This is a genomic window from uncultured Chitinibacter sp. (assembly GCF_945957625.1).
GTDB classification, from domain to species: Bacteria; Pseudomonadota; Gammaproteobacteria; order Burkholderiales; family Chitinibacteraceae; genus Chitinibacter; species Chitinibacter tainanensis.
This window is the reverse complement of record NZ_CAMFLP010000001.1, coordinates 219,652-238,298: the sequence shown is the minus strand read 5'-3', so window position 1 is coordinate 238,298 and position 18,647 is coordinate 219,652. Positions and strand designations below refer to the sequence as shown.

Annotated in this window: 20 protein-coding genes, 1 tRNA gene and 1 riboswitch; of the genes, 16 read left to right on the top strand and 5 right to left on the bottom strand. The window is 56.5% G+C overall.

All coding sequences use genetic code 11. From position 1 onward, the window contains the following. Positions 1–85 precede the first annotated feature (85 nt). Together QV747_RS01125 and QV747_RS16570 are read left to right on the top strand one after the other, a co-directional pair. The gene (locus QV747_RS01125) at positions 86–1,372 is read left to right on the top strand and encodes a nitronate monooxygenase (protein ID WP_047394031.1); all 1,287 of its coding nucleotides are present in this window, start codon (positions 86–88) and stop codon (positions 1,370–1,372) included. 52 nt (positions 1,373–1,424) lie between these two features. Further along, positions 1,425–1,841: a DUF4279 domain-containing protein gene (locus QV747_RS16570; protein ID WP_373317257.1), complete on the top strand. Its 417-nt coding sequence runs from the start codon at positions 1,425–1,427 to the stop codon at positions 1,839–1,841. Between the two features lie 82 nt (positions 1,842–1,923). On the opposite strand, the gene dapA is transcribed toward QV747_RS16570, so the two are convergent. Beyond that, entirely contained in the window at positions 1,924–2,802 is an 879-nt protein-coding gene (gene dapA / locus QV747_RS01120; protein ID WP_273428267.1) for a 4-hydroxy-tetrahydrodipicolinate synthase, read from the bottom strand. An 86-nt stretch (positions 2,803–2,888) separates the two neighbouring features. Further along, positions 2,889–3,088, bottom strand: a riboswitch (Lysine riboswitch). 110 nt (positions 3,089–3,198) lie between these two features. Here dapA and QV747_RS01115 point away from each other — a divergent pair. Continuing rightward, positions 3,199–4,143, top strand: coding sequence for a type II secretion system F family protein (locus QV747_RS01115; RefSeq protein WP_273428269.1), 945 nt, complete (start codon positions 3,199–3,201; stop codon positions 4,141–4,143). Between the two features lie 11 nt (positions 4,144–4,154). Here QV747_RS01115 and QV747_RS01110 read toward each other — a convergent pair whose 3' ends face one another. After that, positions 4,155–4,604, bottom strand: coding sequence for a flagella synthesis protein FlgN (locus tag QV747_RS01110; RefSeq protein ID WP_273428271.1), 450 nt, complete (start codon positions 4,602–4,604; stop codon positions 4,155–4,157). Then, the gene (flgM, locus tag QV747_RS01105) at positions 4,604–4,876 is read right to left on the bottom strand and encodes a flagellar biosynthesis anti-sigma factor FlgM (RefSeq protein WP_028448805.1); all 273 of its coding nucleotides are present in this window, start codon (positions 4,874–4,876) and stop codon (positions 4,604–4,606) included. Before flgM ends, QV747_RS01110 begins: the two co-directional genes overlap by 1 nt. A gap of 222 nt (positions 4,877–5,098) precedes the next feature. On the opposite strand from flgM, the gene fliW reads away from it, so the two are divergent. From fliW to QV747_RS01060, 9 genes are all read left to right on the top strand, one after another. Further along, on the top strand, positions 5,099–5,512 hold the full coding sequence (gene fliW, locus QV747_RS01100; RefSeq protein WP_028448804.1) for a flagellar assembly protein FliW: 414 nt from the start codon (positions 5,099–5,101) through the stop codon (positions 5,510–5,512). A gap of 138 nt (positions 5,513–5,650) precedes the next feature. After that, positions 5,651–6,619: an acetyl-CoA carboxylase carboxyltransferase subunit alpha gene (locus QV747_RS01095; RefSeq protein WP_028448803.1), complete on the top strand. Its 969-nt coding sequence runs from the start codon at positions 5,651–5,653 to the stop codon at positions 6,617–6,619. Further along, positions 6,588–8,033 (top strand): tRNA lysidine(34) synthetase TilS, encoded by a 1,446-nt coding sequence (tilS, locus tag QV747_RS01090; RefSeq protein ID WP_273428276.1) that lies wholly within the window; start codon positions 6,588–6,590, stop codon positions 8,031–8,033. Before QV747_RS01095 ends, tilS begins: the two co-directional genes overlap by 32 nt. 36 nt (positions 8,034–8,069) lie before the next feature. Further along, entirely contained in the window at positions 8,070–10,637 is a 2,568-nt protein-coding gene (gene mutS / locus QV747_RS01085) for a DNA mismatch repair protein MutS (RefSeq protein ID WP_273428278.1), read from the top strand. 95 nt (positions 10,638–10,732) lie between these two features. Beyond that, the gene (locus tag QV747_RS01080; protein WP_028448801.1) at positions 10,733–11,188 is read left to right on the top strand and encodes a hypothetical protein; all 456 of its coding nucleotides are present in this window, start codon (positions 10,733–10,735) and stop codon (positions 11,186–11,188) included. 97 nt (positions 11,189–11,285) lie between these two features. Continuing rightward, positions 11,286–12,461 carry a 23S rRNA pseudouridine(2605) synthase RluB gene (gene rluB, locus QV747_RS01075; protein WP_273428281.1) on the top strand — a complete coding sequence of 392 codons (1,176 nt, stop codon included), beginning with the start codon at positions 11,286–11,288 and terminating at the stop codon, positions 12,459–12,461. Between the two features lie 16 nt (positions 12,462–12,477). Next, positions 12,478–13,035 (top strand): transcription elongation factor GreB, encoded by a 558-nt coding sequence (gene greB / locus QV747_RS01070; RefSeq protein ID WP_273428284.1) that lies wholly within the window; start codon positions 12,478–12,480, stop codon positions 13,033–13,035. 81 nt (positions 13,036–13,116) lie between these two features. Further along, the gene (locus tag QV747_RS01065) at positions 13,117–15,201 is read left to right on the top strand and encodes a sensor histidine kinase (protein WP_273428287.1); all 2,085 of its coding nucleotides are present in this window, start codon (positions 13,117–13,119) and stop codon (positions 15,199–15,201) included. 121 nt (positions 15,202–15,322) lie between these two features. Beyond that, the gene (locus QV747_RS01060) at positions 15,323–16,144 is read left to right on the top strand and encodes a thymidylate synthase (RefSeq protein WP_047394063.1); all 822 of its coding nucleotides are present in this window, start codon (positions 15,323–15,325) and stop codon (positions 16,142–16,144) included. On the opposite strand, the gene QV747_RS01055 is transcribed toward QV747_RS01060, so the two are convergent. Continuing rightward, positions 16,141–16,551 (bottom strand): 2Fe-2S iron-sulfur cluster binding domain-containing protein, encoded by a 411-nt coding sequence (locus QV747_RS01055; RefSeq protein ID WP_273428291.1) that lies wholly within the window; start codon positions 16,549–16,551, stop codon positions 16,141–16,143. The two genes, QV747_RS01060 and QV747_RS01055, sit on opposite strands and share 4 nt — an antisense overlap. Before the next feature lie 60 nt (positions 16,552–16,611). Between QV747_RS01055 and QV747_RS01050 the strand changes: the two genes are divergently transcribed. Further along, on the top strand, positions 16,612–16,965 hold the full coding sequence (locus QV747_RS01050; RefSeq protein ID WP_273428293.1) for a translation initiation factor Sui1: 354 nt from the start codon (positions 16,612–16,614) through the stop codon (positions 16,963–16,965). Between the two features lie 48 nt (positions 16,966–17,013). On the opposite strand, the gene def is transcribed toward QV747_RS01050, so the two are convergent. After that, entirely contained in the window at positions 17,014–17,538 is a 525-nt protein-coding gene (gene def / locus QV747_RS01045; RefSeq protein WP_273428295.1) for a peptide deformylase, read from the bottom strand. 59 nt (positions 17,539–17,597) lie between these two features. Here def and QV747_RS01040 point away from each other — a divergent pair, with 59 nt between their 5' ends. The 3 genes from QV747_RS01040 (at position 17,598) to QV747_RS01030 (ending at position 18,536) form a co-directional block, all read left to right on the top strand. After that, entirely contained in the window at positions 17,598–17,975 is a 378-nt protein-coding gene (locus QV747_RS01040; RefSeq protein ID WP_273428298.1) for a hypothetical protein, read from the top strand. A gap of 190 nt (positions 17,976–18,165) precedes the next feature. Then, positions 18,166–18,393 carry a hypothetical protein gene (locus QV747_RS01035; protein ID WP_028448794.1) on the top strand — a complete coding sequence of 76 codons (228 nt, stop codon included), beginning with the start codon at positions 18,166–18,168 and terminating at the stop codon, positions 18,391–18,393. A 59-nt stretch (positions 18,394–18,452) separates the two neighbouring features. After that, a tRNA-Leu gene (locus QV747_RS01030) sits at positions 18,453–18,536 on the top strand. Positions 18,537–18,647 lie beyond the last annotated feature (111 nt).

Here is an 18,647-nt window from a genome sequence, read left to right as displayed (position 1 = left end):
ATAGCGATTTCATGCCCTGCATTTATAAACGTTCGTTTGAATTTGAATGCACTAAGTGATGGGCTGAAGCAGTGGATTGAGTTGAATGAAGTGTGTTGATGATTTTCGCCTGACATTTAAAAACCCTGCAGGCGGCGAGGAAAAATACGTTCCGATCATGATCGGGGGAATGGGCGTGGATATTTCCACGGCCGATCTGGCTCTGGAAGCCTGCCGCCTAGGTGGGATTGGCCACATCTCCGATGCGATGATCAAAACGGTAACCGATCGCCGCTATAACACCAAATACGTCAAAGAAAAGCTCAAGAAATACAAATTCAACGTCAACAACAGCGATAAATCCGTAGTTCAGTTCGATCTGGATGAGCTGGCGGTAGCCACTCGCCTGCACGTCGAAGCGACGATGGAGCGTAAACAAGGCGATGGTCTGATTTTCATCAATTGCATGGAAAAGCTGACCATGAACGCGCCCAAAGAAACCCTGCGCGTGCGCATGGCTGCGGCGCTGGATGCCGGCATTGATGGCATCACCCTGGCAGCCGGTTTGCACCTGGGCTCATTCAGCCTGATCGAAGATCACCCGCGTTTCCGTGAAGCCAAACTGGGCATCATCGTGTCTTCAGTACGTGCGCTGCAGCTGTTTATTAAAAAATCGGCCAAGACCAATCGCCTGCCCGATTATGTGGTGGTAGAAGGCCCGCTGGCGGGCGGCCACCTTGGCTTTGGCATGGATTGGGCCGAATTCAAACTCGAAGACATCGTCGCCGAAGTCGTGGCCTGGATCAAAGAGCAAGGCTACGACATTCCGGTGATTGCCGCTGGCGGCGTTTTCACCGGCGCAGACGCCGTGCGTTTTCTGGAAATGGGCTGTGGCGGCGTGCAAGTGGCTACCCGCTTTACCGTCACCAAAGAATGCGGCCTGCCTGATGATGTGAAACAGGAATACTTCAAAGCTTCGGAAGAGATTATTGAAGTGAACCAGATTTCGCCAACGGGCTACCCAATGCGGATGTTGAAAAACACCCCGGCCATTGGCTCCGGCATCCGCCCCAATTGCGAAGCTTATGGCTATTTGCTGGATGCCAACGGCAGCTGCTCCTATATTCAGGCCTATAACAAGGTGCTGGAAGAAAATCCGGATGCGAAAAAAATCTCGGAAATCCACGTTTACGAGAAAACCTGCCTGTGCACCCACATGCGTAATTTCGATTGCTGGACATGCGGTCATTACACTTACCGCCTCAAAGACACCACCAACAAATTGCCAGACGGTCGCTACCAATTGCTAACCGCCGAGCATGTGTTTAAAGATTATCAATTCAGCAAAGGCAATACGATTGCCTTGCCAGAGCTGGACGAAAGCGCGGTTTAATCCGCACTAAAAAAGAAAAACCCGCTGTTGAGCGGGTTTTTTATTAAGAGGAATGCCCAAGTTGAGCACCAATCGGCATGAAGTCAGCCTCAGAATCTGGCACCCAAGCATTGAACCCGAAGATATCACTCGAAATCTCAACCTTAGGGCTGACATTCAGAATCGCCCAGGCGAAATACGGCAAAATCGTATGGGCAATCCAATACCTAATTCTGGGCAGGGTACGTACTGGGTGCACGAATACGCCTCATCGCCTCATGAATTAGAAACTAATTTAGAAAGAATCATGCAACATCTACTTGCAAACAAATCGCTCATCTCGGAGATCAGCCAAACTGGTGGACGATGCGAATTGTTCGTTGGCATTTTTCTGGGGAATTATTCGATGGGCTTGGACTTTAGGCCAGAATTAATGAGTATAGCTGCGGAATTGAACATTCATCTCGCACTTGATCTCTATTCGAGCTAGATAACCAAGCCCCCATCTCAGCATCATCCCCCAGCTATATCAACAATTGACTCAAACTACGATAGACAGAAATAAAGACTCTTTACGTCAACTTAATAATCTCACTATCTTTTGCCAGTACCGGCTCTAGGCTCGCCAAATCTGCCGCGCACAAAGGCAGACGCAATTCATTGCTGGCAATCCGCCCTTGGCGATGCATGATCGCCTTCGCAGGGATTGGATTGGCGGCTAAGAATAGTGTTTCGGATGCAGTGCGCAGCAGATCCCCAATTGCTTCACCTGCCAAGCCCTGCTGCACCCAGTGCGCCACTTGCTGTGGCCACACATTGCTCGCCACCGACACCAGCCCGGCGGCGCCCAGTTTAGCGTGTTCGGCAAACAGCACATCGTCGCCTGAATACCAGGCAATGCTTGGGAAAGCAGTTTTAAGCTCGGCAAACCGCACGGCATTGCCGCCCGACTCTTTGACCGCCCAGCAATTAGGGTGGGTAATCAGGCCGGCAAGCGCAATATCCGACAGCGGCACACCTGCGCGCGATGGAATGTTGTAAAGCATACAGGGCTTGCTTACCGCATCCAGCAAGGCGCTAAACCAGCGGCGCTGGCCTTCGGCGCCCGGTTTGGCGTAAATGGGCGTCACCAGCAAATACGCCTGCACCGGCAGCGTTTCGCAAAAGGCCAGCCATTCGAGCTGGCTAGCCAGATCAAGCCCGCCCACCCCCACCATGATCGGCACCTGCAAATTCAAGCTACAGGCATGAGAAAGCACGGCTTTGCGCTCGGCCAAAGTCAGATTGGCACCTTCGCCGGTCGAACCCAACAGCAACACTCCGGCCCCTGCGGCTTCCTGCTCGCGCAATAAACCCGTGAGGGCATTTAAATCCAGTGAGGTATCGGCAGCAAACGGCGTAATCAGGGCGGTCCACAGCGCGGTGTGGCGCGGATCGAGAGCAGTCGTCATAGGAATCTCCAATTCAAGACACAACGATTGGAGAGAGGAAAAGTGCGGCAATGACAGATGCGCCCCTGCGCATCTAAAGGCAGATCATCACCAAGAGCACTCCAGCACCCCAATGCGCGGCAAGGCACACAGCGGGCTACTGACAGTCCAGGGGATTCAGCCCCTGCAACCAGCACCGGTGAATCGCATGTTCAACGGTACTTCGGCCTTGCACCCCCTGGTACTGCGTCGCGGAAACATGCGTTTCTCGGCAGTACGACCTGGGCAAGGCGCCTCTCTTGTCGTTCAGAACCGATATTGTCGCGGCGAGCACGGCGCTTTGTCAAACGCTGGTCATGCCAGCTATCCTAAGCCAAGCCAGTACCGGCATCTTGATGCAGATCGAAACCAGACTCTATGGCCGCCCAAATACTCCCACTAGCCCTGCGCTCCCAGCTGCTGCAGCAATTAGCGGCCGGTGAGCGGGCCGGCTTAGCCCTAAGCCAAACACTGGCCAGCCTACACCTACCCCCGCCCCAACACGCGGGGCTAGCCCAAGTGCAGCGAGCGATTGCCCGCGGGGAAACTCTGAGTCGCGCAGGCGCGCGTGCCGGCTGGTTTAGCCCACCCAGCGCCAGCCAGATTGCCGCAGGCGAAACCGCTGGCTGCTTGGCCGCCGTGCTGCAGCGGCTGGCCGCGCAGGAAAACCACTGGCTACTGTGCTGGCGCGAATGCCGCGCCCGGCTGGCGCTACCGCTGTTGTTATTTTTGCTCAGTAGTCTACTCGCCCCCTTGCCTGCGCTGGCCGCGGGCACCCTCAGTTTAGGCTCCGCCTTAATGGGTATATTGATAAAAGCATTGTTGATTGTTGCTTTGCTGTATATACCTTGGCAGGTATATACAGCCATCCGCAATGAGCAGCCACACGGGCACTGGCTACTGGCGGGGCTAATGCATATTCCAATTATCCAGCGCTATTTGTGGGATTACGTGCTGTGTCGTTGGCTCAACCATTGGGCGGGCCTCATTCATGCGGGCATCGACCCGGCCAGCGCCAGTGCCCATAGCCAGGTAAGCATGACCCTACCCCAGCTGCAGCGCGCATGCTTGCAACTGAGCCAATTGCTACAGCAAGGCATGGCGATCAGCGTGGCGCTATTGCAGCTGGGCTGGCCATGGCCTGCCAGCACCATCAGTCGCATTTCCGTTGCGGAGGCCAGCGGCACTCTGGCCGATTTGCTGCTAAATTTGGCCGCAGAAATGCAGCACCAGCAAAGCGCTCGCTTGCGCAAGCTGAGCCGCCTTATTCCGAGAGTGCTGTATGTATTGATTGGGGTAGGTATCGTGCGCGGCTTGGTGTAACGCCGCAGCGATTAAGCGCGATCCAGCGGACGGCTGGCGGCGCCCTGATTACTGAGGCGGCCATCGGCGCTATAGCCAATATCCGGGTTGCGCGCAGCCGCAAGGCTAGCCATTAGATGGCGGTTAACTTCTTCGTGACTTTGAATCAATTGGCCATTGCTGCGATTAAGCATATCGGCTTGGCGTGCTTGTAGTAGTAGCTCTTGCCACAGCGGCAAAGCCTCGCCTAAATGCGCCTCGATGGCATCGCTGCTCAGCCAGCCTTGTTGCTGGCAGTAAGCGCTGCGTGCAGCTGTGGCTTGTTCGAGGGCTTGCAAGGCGCGCAGTTTGGCTTCGATCAGTTTGGTAACGAGGTCAAACTGGCGTTGAATCAGGGCTTGTTGCTCTTGTTGCAAAATAGGCAACAGAAGCTGGACTTGGCTCAGCTCGGTGGCGAGCAAATCCGGTAGAACGTTTGACATTAGCGGGCCAGCAGCTCTTTCACGCTTGAGAGTAGGCCATCAGCAATGGCTTCAGGCTTGACCGCGAAGCGACCTTCAGCGATGGCAGCACGGATTTGCGCCACTTTATCGGCATCAAATGTGGCTTCGTTGCTGGCGACGCCAGAGAGTTTGCTATTGACACTGCTGCTCACGGCAACCGTGCTGTCGGCTTTTTCGGCCGTACTGCTGCGCACTTCCGTGGGCTTGGCGCCCAGCCCGGCCAGTGGCTTACCCGAGTTGTCGATTTTCATGATGCTTCCCCTACCGTTAGCTACGGCGGCTTGAGTCGTCGTGATTGCTATTATGCCAATAATCGGCAGCAGCAGGAATTTCTTTAGCAATTCAACTAATTATCAGCCTATTCTAATACACTTTTTGCCTGCACAAAGGCAAAAAGATAGCCAGCACCGCGCTCATCCTTTAATGTAAACCGGATTATCTCATTCCACCCCGCTCTGGAGCTTGGTAAACCGATGAACGTTTTTCAAAGCCAGTTTGGCCCGATCGAAGTTGATCCCGACACCATTATTCATTTTCCAGCCGGCCTGCCCGGGTTTGAGCATTGCCATCAATTCAAATTGCTGCACGAAGAAAAACCCAATCCCAGCGTGTATTGGCTGCAATCGCTTGATGACGCTGAAGTCGCTTTCTCGATTGTGGGCGCCGAGCGCTTAGGTTTTAACTATGTGCTCAAGCTCAGCGACGAAGAATGCGCCCAAATCGAACTCACCGATGCCAGCGATGCCATGCTGTTTTTGATTCTTTCGCGCCCGGATGGTGAACCGATTCGCGCCAATACCCTCGCCCCGCTGGTGATCAATCTAAAGGCTCGCAAAGGCTTGCAAAAGCTGGATGTGAAAGCCGATATCGTCTTTAGCAACACCTGATTTGCCGCACCGCAACAGCTAAAACCCAGCCTGTCAGCTTGGTCACAGTGAGCTGTTGCTGTATGATTGCGCGAAATTTTAAGGCGGGATCGTGCCCGCCTGTCTGCGCTATCCGTGGCGCTTCTGGAGTTTTACAGCATGAAAACCACCTTCCTTGACTTCGAGCAATCGGTTGCCGAGCTTGAAAACAAGATCGAAGAGCTGCGCTACGTGCAGGACGATTCGGCCGTTGATATTTCGGTAGAAATCTCGCACCTGGAAAAGAAAAGCCAGGAATTAACCAAGAACATCTACGCCAAGCTCACGCCATGGCAGATTTCGCAGGTTTCCCGTCATCCGCAACGGCCTTACACCTACGATTACATCGCAGGTCTGTTTACCGACTTTCAGGAATTGCACGGCGATCGCGCCTTTGCCGATGATCTGGCGATTGTGGGCGGCTTGGCTCGCTTTAATGGTCAGAGCGTGATGGTGATTGGCCATCAGAAAGGCCGCGACACCAAAGAAAAAATCGCCCGCAATTTCGGCATGCCTCGTCCGGAAGGCTATCGTAAAGCCTTGCGCCTGATGAAACTGGCCGAAAAATTCAATATTCCCGTCATAACCTTTGTCGACACCCCGGGTGCCTACCCTGGGATTGGCGCGGAAGAGCGTGGGCAATCGGAAGCGATTGGCCGCAATCTGTATGAGATGGCCAAACTGCGCGTGCCGGTGATTTGCACGGTGATTGGCGAGGGTGGCTCCGGCGGCGCCTTGGCGATTGCCGTGGGTGACGTGGTACAGATGCTGCAATACTCAACCTACTCGGTGATTTCACCCGAAGGCTGCGCAACGATCTTGTGGAAAACCGCCGAGCGTGCCGCCGATGCGGCCGAAGCACTGGGCATTACCGCCAGCCGCCTCAAAACCTTGGGGCTGATCGATAAAGTGGTCACCGAGCCAGTGGGTGGCGCACATCGCAATCCGCAAGAAATGATGGCGACCTTGAAAAAATCGATTGCGGATTCGCTCAAAACCCTGAAAGCAAAAAGCGTCGACGAGCTCTTGGATGCCCGCTTCGATCGCCTGATGGAATATGGTAAGTTTAAAGAAGAAGCCAGCGCCTGAGTGGACGCAGGCCAAGGCCTTCATCGCCGAGTTTTGTGAGCGTTCGCGCGCGCAAACTGAAACCAACAACGGGAGCTACGGCTCCCGTTGTGCCTTCCCGCGCCTGTGTGTGGGCTTTTCGGGCGGGCTCGATTCCACCGTGTTGCTGCACTGGCTGGCCGGCCTACAAGCCGAGCTAGGCTTTACGCTCAGCGCCGTGCATGTGCATCATGGCCTCTCGCCCAATGCCGAGCACTGGGCAATGCACGCCCAGCAGGTGGCCAGCGCCCTGCAAATCGAGTGTGCGGTCGTGCAGGTGAATGTCGCGCGCGATAACGGGCTAGGCCTGGAAGGAAGCGCCCGCCAGCAGCGTTATCAGGTGTACGCGCAGCAAGCCTGCGAAGCCGTTGTGCTGGCCCATCACCTGAACGATCAGGCTGAAACCTTGCTGCTGAATCTGCTGCGCGGCGCTGGCCCGGCGGGCCTGGCTGCCATGCCGCGTGAACGGGCTCTGCAAGCCCCGCAGCATGGCCAAACCACGACAGCCCTATTGCGCCCCTTCTTAGGCATCAGCCGGGCAGAACTGGAAAACTACGCACAGGCGCAGCAACTGAGCTGGATTAACGACGAAAGCAATGCCGACCCAAGCTTTAAGCGCAACCACATTCGCCAAACGCTGATCCCGACCATTGAGGGTATCACGCCACAAGCCTTAACCTTATTGGCACGCAGCGCTATACATCAAGCACAAGCCCACGAATTGCAGCAGGAAATCGCGCAGCAAGATCTCGCCCATTGCCTTGATGAAAGCGCCGCGCCGCTGGGCGCGCTTAATCTGGCGCAATGGCAAACACTGAGCACCGTGCGCCAGCACAATGCCCTGCGCCACTGGCTGGCCCGCGCCGGCATGGTGCTGGAATTACGGGCATTTAATGAATTACTGCGCACAGCGCTCCAAGCCGAGGCCGACACCCATCCGGCGCTGGTCTGGCGCGGCGCGGCCGTGCGCCGCTATCGTGGGCAGCTGTATCTGTGTAGCGCGCGAGATCACGCCGGACCAACACTGCAATTTGACCGCCCGCCGCAAGCCGGTGAGCGCATTGATCTGCCCGGTTGGCAAGGCGCACTGTCTTGGCAAGCCGCGCAAGGCGCGGGGCTCAAGCCCGCTTTGCTGGCTCAAGGCTGGGCCGTGCGTGGCCGGCACGGTGGCGAAACGCTCAAGCTCGGGCCTCAGCGCCCCACGCGATCACTCAAAGCCCATTGCCAAACGCTGGGCATTGCGCCATGGTTACGCGAAACGACCCCGCTAATCACCATTGCAGAAGAGCTGGTGGCCATGCCCGGCGTCGGGTGTGCGGCCGCCTGGCAAGTGGCGGCCGATGAAATCGGTCTGCTGCCTATCTGGCAGCCCTACCCCGCCCATGTATCAGCCTAAAACCTAATATCAACAATACCTAGCAAGCTATACCCTATGGCCAAAAAGAACAGCAGCGAACAAAGCGCCCCTCAACACACGCCAATGATGATTCAGTATTTGGCGCTGAAAGCCCAGCACCCCGATAAGCTGGTGTTTTATCGCATGGGCGACTTTTACGAGCTGTTCTACGACGATGCGGTGAAGGCCGCCCGGCTACTGGATATTACCCTCACCACCCGCGGCAGCAGCGCCGGCGAGCCCATTAAAATGGCCGGTGTGCCATTTCATTCGCTGGAGCCGTATCTCGCAAAATTGGTCCGCATGGGCGAATCGGCGGCCATTTGCGAACAGGTGGGCGATCCCGCCACCAGCAAAGGCCCGGTCGAGCGCAAAGTGATGCGGGTGATCACGCCCGGCACCCTCACCGATGCGGCACTACTGGATGACAAACAAGAAAACCGCGTGCTGGCCATTCGCATGCAGCGCGGCAAAATGGGCCTGGCCTGGCTGTCGCTGGCCTCAGGCGATTTTGCCCTCCTGGATACCGAGGCCGAAAAACTCGCCTCCGAGCTAGAGCGCCTGCGCCCGGCGGAAATTTTGCTCAGCGACGAAGCCGAGCTGTCGCTCTTTGATCAACTGCGCGTGCCGGTGCGCCGGCTGCCCGTTTGGCAATTTGATGCGGGCAATGCCGAGCGCCTGCTCACGCGCCACTTTGCCGTGCATGATCTGGCCGGTTTTGGCGTGGGCGAGCCACTGCTGGCGCTGGGCGCAGCTGGCGCCTTGCTCGAATACGTCCGCAGCACGCAGGGCGGCACACTGCCGCCGCTGGCGGGTTTGCGGGTAGAAAGCCACAGCCAGTTTATCGAGCTCGATGCCGCCACCCGCCGCAATCTGGAGCTGACCGAAACCATTCGCGGTGAAGCAGCCCCCACGCTGTTCTCGCTGCTGGATCAATGCGCCACCGGCATGGGCTCGCGCCTCTTGGCGCAATGGCTGCACCATCCGCTGCGCCAACACACCCGGATTCTGGAGCGCCAGGCCGCGATTGGCACCCTGCTGGATCGCGGTGATAGCCCCGGTCTGCATGCGCAGTTGCGTGAAATAGCCGACATCGAGCGCATCGTGGCACGCATTGCGCTTAAATCGGCCCGCCCGCGCGATCTGGCCAGCTTGCGTGACAGCTTGGCCGTATTACCTACGCTAGCCGCGCAATTACCCAATGAAGGGCTGTTTGCAGGCCTGAGCCAAGCGCTGGCGGCGGAGCCAGCGATTCATGCGCAACTGGCCGCGGCCATCCAGCCCGAGCCGGGCGTGGTGATTCGCGAAGGTGGGGTAATTGCGGATGGCTACTCGGCCGAGCTGGATGAACTGCGCGGCATTCAGAATAACTGCGGCGAATTTCTCACCCAGCTGGAAGCGCGCGAACGTGAGCGCACCGGCATTGCCAATCTGCGGGTGGAATACAACCGTGTGGCCGGCTTCTTTATTGAAGTGACGAATTCCTACACCGGTCAGGTGCCTGATGACTATCGCCGCCGGCAAACCATGAAAAACGCCGAGCGCTATATCACGCCGGAGCTAAAGCAATTTGAAGAAAAAGCCCTTTCGGCCAATGAGCGGGCGCTGGCACTGGAAAAGCAACTCTACGATGGTGTTTTGGAGGTCCTGCAAGCCCATTTAGCCGCGCTACGCCTGGCCGCCAGCGCCGTTGCCACGCTGGATGTGTTGGTGTGTTTGGCCCAGCGGGCCGAGCAGTCGGGCTATGTGGCGCCAGAATTTTGCCAGGAACACGTGCTGCAGATCGACGCCGGCCGCCATCCGGTTGTTGAAGCTCAAATTGATGATTTCATTCCCAACAGCGTGGATTTTCACCTTGGGCGCAAATTACTGCTGATTACCGGCCCGAATATGGGCGGTAAATCGACCTATATGCGGCAAGTGGCCTTGATTGTGCTCCTAGCCCACGTGGGCGCCTATGTACCAGCCAGCAGCGCGCGGATCGGGCAAATTGACCGCATCTTTACCCGTATTGGCGCCAGCGATGATCTGGCCGGCGGGCGCTCAACCTTTATGGTGGAGATGACCGAAACCGCGAATATCCTGAATAACTCGGGCGAGCATAGCCTGGTGCTCATGGATGAAGTGGGCCGGGGCACGTCAACCTTTGATGGGCTGGCGCTGGCCTGGTCGATCGCGAAAGCGCTGATCGAGAAAAACCGCAGCTATACGCTATTTGCCACGCACTATTTTGAGCTGACGCGTCTGGCCCAAGATTACCAGCAAGTGGCCAATGTGCACCTAGACGCAGTGGAGCACAAAGACCGCATTGTGTTTCTGCACGCCGTGCAAGAAGGCCCAGCTTCGCAAAGCTATGGGGTGGCCGTTGCTAGCCTCGCAGGGGTGCCGCGCGAGGTGATTCGCCACGCCAAACGCAAATTACTTGAGCTAGAACAATCGAGCTTCACCCATAGCTTGCAGGCTGATCTATTTGCACCCACATTGGCAGCTGATCCCGAGCCGGAAGCCCATCCGGCCGTAGATGAATTAGCTAGGGTAAACCCTGATGAACTTAGCCCGCGCGAAGCGCTGGAGATCATCTATAAACTCAAGGGCATGGTCTAGCGCGGCAGGTAGAACTTCGGCAATATTTACCCTGCTTTGGGCGCTTGGCTTCACTAAGCTCAGTACATAGTCATCACCACTTGCAAGGATTTGTTATGAACTCGGTCTCTGATCTGGCAACACCTATTGTTGATCAACAAGGCACTACTTTGCTCGACCTCGCCCGCTTACTTAAAGCCGGCGATCAGCAAAGCGGCATCGAGCTCAGCGACTTTAAAGCCCGCACCGCGCACGAGCTGCGCCGCTTTGGCGAAGACCTTGCCAGCCACCTCAGTATCCATGCCCATGTGCAGGTGCCCCCCGCCTATCAGCTGCGCAGCACCAGCGCCGGTGGCGTGATGGTGGTGGGTGATCACCCCAATAAAGCCGCCATTGAGCAGTATCTGAATCAAGATACCCGGCTACTGAAATGGTTTAAGGAAATCGAGGTGCTGTTTGAAATCCAGCGCCGGCTCGAGCTGGATCAAGGCGGCGAAGAAATGCGTGGCCAGGTCTTTAATCTGGGCATGACCAGCATCGGTAGCATCGCTTTCTTTACCAATGAAGCCTAAGCACTACCCATTCCGCAGGCCGCCATGCGCGGCCTTTTTTCTTTTTTAGCGCCAAAGCCAGTATAATGGCCTGTTATTCCACGGATTTGATTTGCCCATGAAAACCACCAAAGCCCGACGCCCGCAACCCGCCATTCGCGAAGCGCGCGCCAACGATCAACAGCGTGCTTCATTTGGCCAGCGTAAAACCGCCACCGCCAAGTCATCCACGCTGGCCGGGCCAAACATGGGCCGCTCAACCGGTAGTAAAAAAATCAGCACGGCCCGCCAGTCGCCCACTTCGGGCCTGAGCAAAATGGTCGCGCAAGCCATCGCCAAAACAGCGGCGGCGCGCGAGGTGCAAGGCCTACCAGATGCCAGCACTACCCCGGAAACCACCAAAACCGTTATTCGCGATAGCAAACTCAAAACTTCAGTAAAGCGCGCCAAGAAAATGCCGCAACGGCAAGCGTCGCAACACGAAGTGGCTATCCGCAAACAACTGCGAGAAAAGCGCGTTACTACTGATCAGCTAGGCGACGATCGCCTGCAAAAAGTGCTGGCCTTCTCAGGCGTGGGCTCGCGCCGCGAAATGGAAGAAGTCATCGAAGCTGGCCGCGTCAGCATCAATGGCAAAATCGCCGATCTGGGCAGCAAAGTTAGCCCTGGTGATGAAGTACGGATCGATGGCAAACGCGTACCGCTGAAATGGCCAGATCGCCTGCCTCGCATCATCATGTATCACAAACAAGAGGGCGAGCTGGTGAGCCGCGATGACCCGGAAGGCCGCGTTACGGTGTTTGATCGCCTCAAGCGGATTTCTTCCAGCAAATGGGTAGCGATTGGCCGATTGGACTTTAATACCTCCGGCCTGCTGCTGTTCACCACTTCGGGCGAATTAGCCAACCGCATGATGCATCCGAGCTTTGAAGTCGAGCGCGAATACGCCGTGCGGGTGCACGGGCAACTGACACCAGAGCAAATGAAACAGCTGGTAAATGGGGTTGAGCTTGATGATGGCCCAGCCAACTTTAGCCGGATTGAAGATCGCGGCGGCGAAGGTAAAAACCATTGGTACCACGTGGTGCTAAAGGAAGGTCGGAATCGTGAGGTACGCCGGATGTTCGAACATTTCGAACTGGTGGTTAGCCGATTGATGCGGATCCGCTTTGGTACTTTCCGCCTACCCGGGCGCCTGAAACGTGGTCAGTTTTATGAGTTATCCGAGACTGAAGTACTCTCGATCATGAAATGGGCCAATCTCACCATTACCGGCACCGTGAAACCACGCTAAACCTTGCTGAAAGATCATGAGCAAAGCGTTTACCAAAGAAACCGAGCACGATGACGACGAGCTGCCGGCGGAGCTGAAAGTCCCGCAGGGCAGCAAAAACTACATGACCCCACAAGGCTGGCAGCGCATGAAAAATGAGCTGTACGAGCTGGTGCATAAAGAGCGGCCGCACGTCACCCAGGTGGTGAACTGGGCGGCCAGCAATGGGGATCGCTCGGAAAATGCTGATTATCAGTACGGTAAACGCCGCCTGCGCGAAATCGACCGCCGCATTCGCTTTCTGAGCAAACGGCTAGAAAACGCCGAAGTCATCGATCCGGAAACCCGCGAAACTACGGATCAAGTGTTTTTTAGCGCCACCGTGACGTATTTGCGTGAAGATGGCCGCGAGGAAACCGTCAGTATCGTCGGCATCGATGAAACCAATTTCCAGAAAAACCACATCAGCTGGACTTCGCCCGTGGCGCGGGCGCTGCTCAAAGCCCGCGAAGGTGATGTGGTTACCCTGCGCACGCCACAAGGGTTGGAAGAGCTGGAAATCATCGCCGTCGAGTACTGCAAAATCGAAAGCTAAGCTTTTGCTTTGTAACGACAAGTTCGTTAGAAAATGTAAAGCTTTTTGCCAGCTTACCGCCTGAGCTGATATTGTGCTGGCATGAACTCGCACAATTACGCCACCAGCAGTCTGTTTCGTCGTGTTTTGCGCAGTATGGCACTGCGCATCGCCCTCGCCGCCTGCCTGATTTCTGCCCTGAGCTACTACTACAGCTATGTACGCCTGCAAGAAGAAGCGCTCGCCAATTTGGGCAAATACATCGAAACCCGCAGCCAGCTGGAAAGCGAACTTTTCCTCGGCGCCGAAGCCAATACCAAGCTGATTCGCGACGAATTTGTGCGCCGCTATGCGCTGCTGCAAAACACCGATGTCAGCAGCCAGTTTTATCAGCTACTCAAGCAAGATCGCGATGGGATGTGGCGAGTCCGCCCTGAGCTGGATGATTTTGAGCATCAAGCCACCGTGGCCATGCTGCCCACCACCAAACACACACCCGAGCTGATGCGGCAAGTGGTGCTGGCGCAGCAAGTACTTAGCCAGTACGGCCCGGCCTATCGGGCCCGCAGTTACGATACCTTTATCGATCTGAATGTCTCCGACGTGAGCTTGATGTATCTGCCGAAGCTCAACTATGCGCGCAATGGCTCGGTCGATGATTTTGCCGAAGACCTCGACACCGAGCTTGGCGCCCTGCCCGAGCGTAATCCGTCGCGCAGCACGTTCTGGACCGGCATTTACTACGACAAACAAGCGCTGGAATGGATGATCTCAGTGGTGACCCCACTGGATTATCTGGGCCAATATCTGGGCGGGATTGGGCAGGATATTCCCCTAGAGCAGCTCATCAACCGCACCAATACGGTCAATATTCCCGGCACCCACAATCTGATTTTTACCCGCAATGGCTATCTGATTGCCCACCCGGACTACATGGGCAAAATCCAGGAGCACCAGGGCAAGCTGGATATGCGCAAAATCAGCCCGGCGATGCATGATTTATACGAGGCCGTGAGCAAAGCCCCACCCAAAGAGCGTTTTATTGAAAGCCCGGATGGCCGCAATTGGCTAGGGATTGTGCCAATCAAGGGCGCCAACTGGGTGTTTGTCACGGTATATCCAAAGCGCCTACTTGAAGAAAAAGCCGCCTGGGCCGCCAGCATGGTGCTGATCTTGGGGATTATCGCGCTCGCCGTCGAGCTCGGGCTATTGGCTATGGTGCTGCGTAAAGATGTTGCGCTACCGCTGGATCGCCTGAAGAACGCCATTCGCAGCTTGGCGGCCGGCAAAACCAGCAATCAGCTTGACCTACACCGCAGCGACGAAATTGGCGAGCTGGCGCGCACCTTTAACGATATGTCGCACACCGTGCAATCACATCGTCTGCATCTGGAAGAGCTGGTTACCGACCGCACCCAAGAGCTCGCCACGCGCAATCTGCAGCTGGAAGCGGCCAATGAGGCGTTGAAATATCTCAATCAAGAAAAGAACGAACTTCTGGCCATTGCCGCGCATGACCTGAAAAACCCAGTCGCCAGCATTCAGGGCATGGCCAGCCTTTTGGGTGAACGCTTAGATAATTGGCCACCGGAAAAAATCAAAGATCGCCTTGATGGCATTCAGCTACTGGCCGGGCGCATGCAGCGCATTATCAGCAATCTGCTAGAACACGACGCCCTTGAAGCCGGCTCGGTACAAATGCAGATTGAAGTGGTGGATGTGGATGAGCTGATCCATGATGCCATCGCCGGCTGGCGCCCGCGGGTAGCCAGCAAACAGCAAACCCTGCATTACACGCCAACAGGGCTGCAGGTGCGCACCGATCGGCAAGCGCTGTGGCAAATTGTGGATAATCTACTCTCCAACGCCGTGAAATATTCGCCCAACGAGCAGCGGATTGAGATCAGCGCCCAAGCCGTTGATCAGGACGTAGAAATCAGCGTAACCGACCACGGCCCGGGCATCGCGCCGCACGAAATGAATCTGCTGTTCAAGAAATTTAGCCGTCTCTCGGCCCGCCCAACCGGTGGCGAGCACACCACGGGGCTGGGCTTATCGATTACCAAAAAACTGGTCGAAGCCGTATTTGGGCAAATTCGCTGCGAAAGCCAGTTTGGCCAGGGCGCCCGCTTTATCGTGACGCTGCCAGCCGCCGAGGTAGTCGCAGCCCACCTGCCGCAGGCGTAAAGCCGGGGATGCCCGCATCCCCAAAGCAGGCCTAGCACGGTACAATAGCCATAGATTGATTTGCGCCAGCGCTCAAAACCGCTGGCGCTTGTTTTCCTGCTCATTCAAAGGAATGCCCACCATGCGCCAATATCACGAACTCTTGCAACATGTCCTGGATCATGGCGTCGGGAAAGAAGATCGTACCGGCACCGGCACGGTATCGGTGTTTGGCTACCAGATGCGCTTTAATCTGGCCGATGGCTTTCCGCTGGTGACCACCAAAAAAACGCATCTGAAATCGATCATCAACGAATTACTGTGGTTTTTGCGCGGTGACACCAATGTGCGCTGGCTGCAAGAACGTGGCGTAACCATTTGGGATGAGTGGGCCTCTGAAACGGGCGAGCTGGGTCCGGTGTATGGCTACCAGTGGCGCAGCTGGCCCACCCGCGATGGCCGGCATATCGACCAGATAAGCCAAGTGATCGACCAGCTCAAACACAACCCTGATTCGCGGCGCATTATTGTGTCGGCGTGGAACGTGGGCGAAATCGACAATATGGCCCTGCCGCCGTGCCATGCCTTCTTCCAGTTTTATGTCGCCCCCGCGCAGCCGGGCGAGGCTGATCAGCGCGGCAAGCTCTCTTGCCAGCTGTATCAGCGCAGCGCAGATTTATTCTTAGGCGTGCCATTTAATATCGCCTCGTATGCCACGCTGGTGCTGATGCTGGCGCAAGTGTGCGACTTGCAACCGGGCGAATTCATCTGGACTGGCGGCGATTGCCACATTTACCGCAATCATTTCGAGCAAGTGCGCGAGCAACTCAGCCGCACACCGCGCGCGCTGCCGCAGCTCAAACTGAACCCAGCCAAAACCGATCTATTCAGTTTTGAATATGAAGACTTCACGCTGGAAGGCTACGATCCCTACCCGGCCATCAAAGCGCCCGTCGCGGTTTAATCTATCATGGGTATAGGCAGGTCATCATTATTTTGATTGACCTGCAGACGTATACCCTGAATAGGTAAAGGCTGCGGGTAGACGCAGACATCGTATTCAACCCGATAATGGCAAGCCAGCCGCACCTGCTGCGGCGTATCTAAAATCGTGAGCGGTAAATTGAGTGGCATGCGCGCGTGCCGCACCAGCACATTGCGCTCTTTGCCGCTCAGGCTGATCCAGCCACCACTCGCCGCGTGGGCAATATAGATCTGGCAAGTGCCACAAGTACCCTGCCCACAGCGCCAAGCCAACGGCAAGCGGCCAGCGCGGGTAAGCTCGCGCGCCACCTCAATCAGCGGCGTGCCTGCCGGCACCTCGACGCTAAGCGGCACGAGCCCTGGCCAGAAAAATTGCACTTGCGGCATCACCCCTCCTGCGCCGTACAATACGCCTTTCCCAAGTCGCCCAGTCTAGCTCAGCCAGTGATGAAATCCAGCACGCTCGTTTATTCCACCGAACACGGCCGCATCTGCCCCAGCTGCCAGCAAGCCAGCAACGCCTGCCAATGCCGCGCGCAAGCCCAAAGCGCGGTACCGGCCGGCGATGGCATTGTACGCATCAGCCGCGAAAGCAAAGGTCGCGGCGGCAAACAGGTGACGGTGATACGCGGTGTACCGCTCAATGCGCTCGAGCTCGCTACGCTGGCCAAAACGCTGAAAAACCAGTGCGGTACTGGCGGCACCGTGAAAGACGGTGTGATTGAAATTCAGGGCGATCATCGCGAGCTTTTGGCCAAAAGTTTGGCCACCCGGTTTACCGTAAAGCTGGCCGGTGGCTAGGGTATTGCCGCGAAGGCCTTTTAATTCCTTGCCTGCAGCCAGATACCCTTAATCCGGCCGCGTTGGAAACAACACCTCGGTAAATCCAAAGCGCTGCAGATCCCGAATCCGCTGCGGGTAGAGCACGCCCCACAAATGATCGCATTCATGCTGCACCACCCGGGCGTGAAAGCCGCTCACCGTACGATCAATCGGCACACCAAATTGATCAAAGCCCTGATAACGCAATTGCGCCCAGCGCGGCACCTCGCCGCGCAGGCCCGGCACCGATAAGCAGCCTTCCCAGCCCAGCACTTCCTCCTCGCCCAGCGGCGTGAGCTGCGGATTAATCAGCACCGTAAACGGTACACTTTCCGCCTCCGGGTAGCGCTCGCTGCGCGTCAGCCCAAAGATCACCACCTGCAAATCCACCCCGATTTGTGGCGCGGCAATCCCGACCCCGCCTTGCGCCTGCATGGTGTCTTGCAAATCGGTAATCAGCTCACTTAGCGCCGCAGTAGCAAATTCAGTCACCGGCTGCGCCTGCCGCTGCAAGCGCGGATCCCCCATGCGCACAATCTCACGTACCGCCATGCTCAAGCTCCCAGATTATTTTGCGGTATGATGGCAGCTTTTCGCCGCTTTGTATTCGCATGCTCGATCCTTTTGACCCCGCCGCCGAGATGGACACCGACACCCAGCACGCGTGGGCACATTATCTGGCGCTGGCCGATGCCGCACTCGCTTGGCTGAGCGCCCAACCGCGCGATCGGGTACTGATATGCGCGCAAAGTGAAATCGCCTATTGGCGCTGGCAAGGCCCCACTGACGAGCATCTGGCCTGGGCGCCGATTGCCGAGGGCATGATCTGCCTGGAAGCCGCCATTTTGCTGCACGAAACCCACGGTTTAAGCCAGCACGACATCGAATACCGGCTGCAAAATTTATTACAAGCTCTGCAGCAAGACCCTCCTACCACGCTGCGCTGGCCAGCCGGCCAACTGCAATCTACCGTTCGTCCGCCGTTTTAGGCCATTTCTTACAAATATTATTAATGGGTATATGCTCGAAACCCTTTATTAGAAATGGCTAGCAACTTATACCACAACAGGGTATTAAAAATTCCGCTCAGCGGCCTTGATTTTGTAAGCATTTACCGGCATCTTTAACTTACAACGTGCGCATCCCGCGCCCGAAGACTGACAAGGAAGTTGCCTGACCATGCCTGCTGCCCTCCCGCATCCAGAAACACTGTTTCTGACCCCGGCAGAACGCGGCCTAGTGAGCCCGCAACCCGCGAGCCCGGCCCCGGCGCCGACCCCAACCATCACCGATAAAATCCAGCGCCTAAAAAAGAAGCGTGAACTCGCTGGCGAGCTACAAACCATGCTGGCCCAAAGCGGCATTACCCTCGAAGAACTGCGCGACAGCCTGCGCGCCGCAGCCTGATTTAGCCCGCGCCTCTTGCCAAGCCCGCACAGTTCGGTATAATCCGCCCCTCTGCTTTGGCCCAGGTGGCGAAATGGTAGACGCAGGGGACTCAAAATCCCCCGCCGCAAGGTGTGTCGGTTCGAGTCCGACCCTGGGCACCAAATGCCAAAAAGCCGTTAAACTTCAAAAGTTTAACGGCTTTTTTCATTTCTACACCCACCACCATCAATTAGACTGCGTTTTTTGCTGTACACAGGTTTGTACACAGTTCT